The sequence below is a fragment of the Methylobacter sp. genome, from assembly GCF_004322395.1.
Lineage (GTDB): Bacteria > Pseudomonadota > Gammaproteobacteria > Methylococcales > Methylomonadaceae > Methylobacter_A.
This window is the reverse complement of sequence record NZ_SCTW01000157.1, coordinates 1-4564: the sequence shown is the minus strand read 5'-3', so window position 1 is coordinate 4564 and position 4564 is coordinate 1. Positions and strand designations below refer to the sequence as shown.

Sequence of the window (4564 nt, the reverse complement as noted above, 5' to 3'; positions counted from 1 at the left end):
GTAATATAAGTTCTTCATGACTTCTCCTAGCAGCACCTTGCCGCAAATCCTATCGATCAGCGTCCAGTATAGCCGAATGAGCACGAAGAGTCAAGAAAAATCGCCAGATGAACTCAGCAGTTTCCTACCCCGACAAAAACTGTTCTTGACTTTTTGTAAAAAGCATGATATAACATATAATATGATGAATTGATACACCGTCTAAACTTATTTTAATACTAGGGTGTGTGTGATGATGAGTGTGGGCGACGTCAGGAGCCACACACGAGTCGTCAATCGACACATACCCTATAGATTAAATACTCTTCGTATCCAACTTATCTCAACCTACTACGCTTCAGCGTACAATTTGTATACCACTTATCTACAACAGCTCCAACCAACTATTCTCACTTCATCAATTTTAAGTTATTCAATGTCCTCATCGTACTGCGTCTTCTAAATTTGAGCATTTTGGGACCTTTCTGCATGCCTGTTACATGTTCGGACAAACTTATGCTCTCGGTGACGTATTTATTCGAATTATGTGGGACTGATAAAAGGAAGAACGGCATGGGCCGCCGCCTTCCATAGCCCATTAGATTGTCATTCCATAGTATTCGCTGTAGCCTGCTACACCTTTTAAAGGGTTGTGGCAGGTTTTTTATTGTCTATCGTTGATCAAGTACTATAAGTTTGCCTCCATCTATCTCTAGTTGTGTGAAATTGGGTTAAAGTGCTACAGCCTTTGAAAGAAAGGTGACGGTGGTGGCCTGCTACAGTACCTGAGCAAATTTTTTCCGGGCCACTGGATTTTTCAACCTCATTTCGGAGCTAAATTTTTCGAAAATTGGCCAAAATTAGTTTCCAGAGGCGTCGAATGTCTCAGATGTGAGCAAAAGGCGAGCAAATCGGTCCGAACACATCGAATCAGTACTTATTGAAACAGTACTGGACAAATGTGAGCATCTGTGCTAATATACCAGGGTGGGGAGGGGCTAACGCAAATTTGCCACAACTTTTCAGAAATTAATTGAACTGGCACTAAAATAGTTGTTGACGTACTACTGCGTCGGCGCAGGGCCAAAAATAGTTGTTGACGTACTACTGTCGTCGGCGCGGGGCGCTCTAAGTCCTTGAAATTGCTCGGTTTTTCTGGATGTGCTGCCCTTGAGCAAAACGGACACGTCGATGTCCCTGATTTGCTGTAACCGTGACATGCTATATCAATTCGTTTCTGTTTTGTTCTAATTTTCTGATATTTTGCCGAATGTAACGGTAACACGCTTGACAGAACCCGCTTGGCCTGTTATGTTTTGCAGGGGTATGTGCAAATTCGGCGCATGTTATGATATATCATAACATGCGCTATTTTCAGTTTCACAGCAAAAATATTTTGTCAAGGGCTTGACAGGTATGTGTGGCCGTGTATTATGTTTGGAAAGGAGTGCGTGCAAAATTTCGGCGCAAAGTTAGGGCCGAAATGGCCCTAACTGCGCTCGCGCTCAAGTCGCTCGCAATAGCGGCGATAATTCGCCATCGGATCGCGCGGGAACATAAGCGCGCCAATCTCGCGAATAAGCGCCCGCCCGGATTTGGTTTTGCCAAGCTGGACTAGCGCCTTTAGTTGCTTGTCAGTCATCGCGATGCAACCGCGCGAGGATTTCCGCGCCTTCCGCGTCATCGCCGCGAGCCGGGAAGCAATCGCGCAGCATCTGCGCATAGAAAGCCTTGTGATCGAAGTCACAGCCCTTGTGGATTTCATCCTCGCGCAGATTTTCAAATGCGCGTTGCGTCAAATCAAATGCCATCGGGATAATCCTTTCCGATTTGCCATTTCGTGATCTTAGCCGAATTGCCTAGCTTGTCAATAGCGGCTCGCAACCATTTTTGCGGCGTATGTTTTTCCCACAATCCGCCGCAAGGCTTATAGCCTTGCGAGCGGAGCGCGGTTTCAGCCTGTTTGACGGTTGCCATTAATAAGCCTTGAGCGTGTCGCGAAACTGCGCATCGCTCGCGCGAGCATCCGAATAGCCGCGAGCGAACCGAACGCCATCGCTTGAACCGGAACGAAACGGATTGCGCTTGTTCTGGAAATAAGCATCCCAACCCATTTGATAGGCGTCTACGTTTGCACCAAAAGCCATTTCACAATCTCCTTTCTGCATTTATGGTCTAGGGCATATGGCTGGCCTAGTCAATAGGTAAAATTACGTATTGTGCGCCGCACAAATTTTCGGCGCCTCCTTGAGATTAAAGTAGCAGAATTTTTGTGGCCTGTCAACCCACAAAATGACTCGGTTCGTCGCAAAAGTCCAAACGTCAAAAAGCCGGGGATGGCCATCCCCGGCTTTTCTAGCATCTTTTTATGTCGCTATCTGCAAGCGCCGATTTACTATTATTCCGTAAGCATCGGGAACACAATAGGCAATGCTAGGCGCGTTTATGAAGTAAGGCCCTAGTCAACGCCTCGCCTTGTTAGGTTTCTAGTCGCGCGCTTCAATCGCCGATCTTTCATCTAACAAAACTTAGTCGCTTTTAAGTCTTGCATGTTTCACATTCGCCCGCATCTTTAACGGCTCTAGCCAGCGGTTGAAGGGGAATTGGAAAGTCGCAAGATCAGGGAAAGTCGAAATCAAACCCTTATGAAGTATTATAGGCCGGATCGGGTCGGGATGCAAGAACAGTTTCTTGCATCCCTTCCGAATTACGCCGCTTCGCGATCCTCCGTTTCGTCGTCGGTTTCGTTCGCCTCGAAAGCGTCTTCCGCCGCCTGCTCCACGAAAGCCGCGATTGCCTGCAAGGCGGGCTTGGGGGCCTTGTCGAGGCCGTCCAGATTGCCCGAAACGATGGCCGCGATCCGATCGACCAGATCGGTCTTTTTCGTGACCGGCTCGCCGGTTTTCGTCACCGGGGCCTTGCGCTCATAGGGAACGCCCATGCGCGTCATCTTGGCAATGATGCTGCGCACCTTGCGCGGCGTGCCGTCGGCCTCATTCATGGCCGGATCGGCCGCGAGCTTTTCCGCGATGGAAATCGAGCCCTTGCCATCGCCGATGGCCGCGAGGATCAGAGCTTCCTGAACGGCGGAATAGCTGGGGGTCTTGACAGTAACCATTTTCAGAGTGTCCTTTTGTCTGGCGGAGTAGGATCATTCCCGCTCCGCCCATTCTGTATGCCCGAAACCGGGCAACGGCACAAGCCTAAAAATGCGATCAATACGATTTTATTTAGTGATTTATTCGATCAGTCACGCGGCCCATAAGTGCCTATAATCTGGGCAAATTTTCGGCGCCTCCTTGAGATTAAAGTAGCAGATGAAGCGGGGGTCTGTCAACCCACAAAATGCACAAAAAAGAGCCGGGGATTTCTCCCCGGCTCCAAAGAAAGTTTCGCTTGACAGTTAGGCGAAAATGATTTGCCGCTGTCCGTTCGCATAGGTCACAAGATGCGCGATAGCCCAAGATGACGCGCCCTTGTTATAGTCCATATTGAGCGAAGCGGTAACGCCAGCCGTATAGACGCCGCCATAGATGCTAGGGCTATGGGTGTGGCCCGTATTCATCTTTACGCCCAATTCCGCGAATTGCTTAGGCGAGCCGCGCGAGCCGTTGACGCCATTGTGACCGTGATTGCCCATTTCCACGCCCGCGATTATTACGCTTTCGTCGGTTTCGTGGAAGTCGATAATATGGCCGTTGCAACCGTTGCCGATAGCTTCATAGGCATATTTCAGCATATTGAACGGTCCGCCTTCGCCTTCCTCGACATGCTCGAATAATGCCACCTTGCAGCGGTAATAAACAAGCGCGTTTGCCGGATCATGCGAAATATCAGCGGTTTTCAGCCAAGTATTGATCGCAAGATCATGGTTGCTTTCGATGACGTGCAAAGTAGAGCCGTAGTCACGGATCGCGTCTGCAAAGTCGTCGATAACGCCCGCGACTTTCTGCAAGTCGCGCTTGACTGTATTTCCCGCAACAAATTGCGCATGGATGAAATGCGGGTCTTTGATATTGTGATGATTGCGGCTCGAAAAATCGAGAACGTCATGGAACAGAATGTTTTCCGGTTCCAGCCGCTCGATAAGCCGAATTGCGTTGCGCAGATTGGCGGTTTCCATCTTTTCCGCGTGGATATCGCCGAATTGCAGCGCCGCAACGTCATCCGCCAACGGCTCGCGATAACCGTTCGGGCTATAAAAGCCGTCCAGATCATAGAAGCCGCTCGCATCCTCCATTTGTTCCAAATGGCGAATATCCCGCGTTTCCGTATCGACGAAAACCGCGCCGATATTGTGACGGATAGCGGCAAGCGCGCCAGTCTTGCGGAGGATATAATTGCGCTTCGTTACCGCGCCAGTAGCGGCAACGATTTTCGTCGGGGCATTTTTGAGCGCCGCCGAAACGCGCAATTCGATTTTGGAAGCCGGAACGATCACGCCGCAACCGGCTGGCGTCGCGCCGTCAAATCCGCTAGTCGGCCATTTCGCGGTTACGATAACATTCGCATCCGCCATGAAATGAAACGCGCCGTTCAAGTCGATTTGTCCATCGACCAGATAAGGCTTGACGGCATCGACATA

Annotated in this window: 7 protein-coding genes; all 7 read right to left on the bottom strand. The window is 49.8% G+C overall.

Going from position 1 to position 4564, the window contains the following annotated elements; genetic code table 11:
* Positions 1-1043: 1043 nt before the first annotated feature.
* A complete protein-coding gene (locus tag EPO18_RS20635; RefSeq protein ID WP_292436813.1) occupies positions 1044-1199 on the bottom strand; it encodes a hypothetical protein in 156 nt (51 codons plus the stop codon).
* Between the two features lie 269 nt (positions 1200-1468).
* Complete coding sequence (locus EPO18_RS20630; RefSeq protein ID WP_292436812.1) at positions 1469-1621, bottom strand: hypothetical protein; 153 nt, start codon at positions 1619-1621, stop codon at positions 1469-1471.
* Positions 1614-1790 carry a hypothetical protein gene (locus EPO18_RS20625; RefSeq protein ID WP_292436811.1) on the bottom strand — a complete coding sequence of 59 codons (177 nt, stop codon included), beginning with the start codon at positions 1788-1790 and terminating at the stop codon, positions 1614-1616. Before EPO18_RS20625 ends, EPO18_RS20630 begins: the two co-directional genes overlap by 8 nt.
* Positions 1780-1956, bottom strand: coding sequence for a hypothetical protein (locus EPO18_RS20620; RefSeq protein ID WP_292436808.1), 177 nt, complete (start codon positions 1954-1956; stop codon positions 1780-1782). Before EPO18_RS20620 ends, EPO18_RS20625 begins: the two co-directional genes overlap by 11 nt.
* The gene (locus tag EPO18_RS20615; RefSeq protein WP_292436806.1) at positions 1956-2126 is read right to left on the bottom strand and encodes a hypothetical protein; all 171 of its coding nucleotides are present in this window, start codon (positions 2124-2126) and stop codon (positions 1956-1958) included. The genes EPO18_RS20620 and EPO18_RS20615 overlap by 1 nt, the downstream gene beginning before the upstream one ends.
* Before the next feature lie 560 nt (positions 2127-2686).
* Entirely contained in the window at positions 2687-3097 is a 411-nt protein-coding gene (locus EPO18_RS20610) for a hypothetical protein (protein ID WP_292436803.1), read from the bottom strand.
* A 285-nt stretch (positions 3098-3382) separates the two neighbouring features.
* A partial coding sequence (locus tag EPO18_RS20605; protein WP_292436801.1) for a hypothetical protein occupies positions 3383-4564 on the bottom strand: 1182 nt, incomplete at its 5' end.